The 1,667-nt window shown below is 47.0% G+C and carries 1 protein-coding gene; it reads left to right on the forward strand.

Features of this window, described 5'->3' with window-relative positions; genetic code table 11:
• Positions 1-81 precede the first annotated feature (81 nt).
• Positions 82-1,479: a transposase gene (locus tag LVD47_RS23260; RefSeq protein ID WP_236981114.1), complete on the forward strand. Its 1,398-nt coding sequence runs from the start codon at positions 82-84 to the stop codon at positions 1,477-1,479.
• Positions 1,480-1,667: the final 188 nt, after the last annotated feature.

The following is a 1,667-nucleotide window of genomic DNA, read 5'->3' on the forward strand; positions in this document are numbered from 1 at the left end:
AGGGGTATTCAGAAGTATTTCAAATACTTGGTTATCAGGATGTTAATTTGTATTTTAGATAAAATAAAACCCCGAAAATGAGTGTGTAGCTCAAAAAACGGGGTAATTATCATAATTAGTATGGGTAAAATACAAAGAATATCGGAATTCCAGCACTGTTTTTCCTTCCGTTCACAACAAGAGCAATTGAGTGTTTTCCACGCCCGTTTCCTCGAATCGGATCTGGGCAAGATCTACCAGGCCATTCCGTGGGATGACTTAGTTAAAACTTTCGACCTGAAAGAAGCGAATAAAGGCCCTAGAGCCATTTTTCCTCCACGGGGCAAGATAGCTCTTATGTTTCTAAAGCACTACATGGACTGTTCGGACCGGAAGCTGTTGGAGCTACTCAATGGGAACCTGGACTTCCAGTTTTTCAGTGGGGTTTATCTGGGTACGGATCGGCTTACCAATTACAAGATGATAAGCGAGATCCGCTGCGAACTTGCGGGTAAACTAGACATGGAGGAGGTACAAAAGGTACTTTTTGCCCATTGGTCTGTGCAAATGGGCGAGAAAAACAGTATCGTCATGGACGCAACGTGCTATGAGAGCCATATGCGGCATTCGACGAATGTAAAGCTTCTGTGGGAATGTACCGATTGGTTACACGCCCTGTTGAAGGAGGTATGCCGGGGACAGGGCATGGGTATGCCCCGCAGCAGGTACCTGAAATGGAAGCGGCGGTATTCTTCGTACAGCAAGATGAAGCGAAAGAGCAAGAAGAAACGCAGAGCATTGACCCGGGCTTTGTTACTACTGACGGAGAAGTTTCTATCGGAACTGGAACGCCTGGATGGGATTGTTGAACTGGGATGTACGGTAAAACAATACGTCAGATGGGCTGCTGCCCGAAAAGTACATGCCCAGCAGTATGCCTTGTTCCACCATGGGGAGAAACCCAGGGATCGAATTGTAAGCCTTGACAGGCCGTATGTCAGACCTATTGTAAGGGGCAAGGAAACCAAATTGGTAGAATTTGGAGCCAAGGTACATAAGTTTCAAATCGACGGGATCGGTTTTATCGAGCACCTGTCCTTTGATGCCTTCCACGAAGGCAATCGATTTAAGACCACGGTATTCAAGGCCCAGGGACTGACAAGAACGAAAGTGAAAGTAGCGGGTGCCGATGCCATATATGCTACCAACGCCAACCGCCGGTTTGCCACCCAATACGGAATCCGAACCGACTTCAAAAGAAAGGGTAGAGCGGGCAAGCATGAAAAGCATAGAAAGAAAATGGCCGCAGCCATCACCACCGAAAGGGCAAGCCGCCTGGAGGGGAGCTTCGGAAATGACAAGGAACACTATGGCCTCAAAAGGATCAAAGCCCGAACAAAGGCCACCGAAACACTCTGGATTTTCTTTGGCATCCACACGGCTAATGCCCTACAGATCGGTAGACGAATGTCCAGCGAAAAGTCTCTAAGCGCAGCCTGAATAAGTTCCCTTCCACCATTGCAGGGGATACCTGTGCCTGCCTCGCAGAAAATGACCCCAATTGCAACAAAATTTCATCTATATCGGCTCCCCTTAATCGATGTTTGTGAAAAGGGTATCTGTAATGAAGGGCCAAAGAAAACTTCTTCCATTATCTTACTCATTTGTACCTTACTACTGAATATCCC

Origin of the sequence: Membranihabitans maritimus (assembly GCF_021729145.1) — a bacterium.
Lineage (GTDB): Bacteria > Bacteroidota > Bacteroidia > Chitinophagales > Saprospiraceae > Membranihabitans > Membranihabitans maritimus.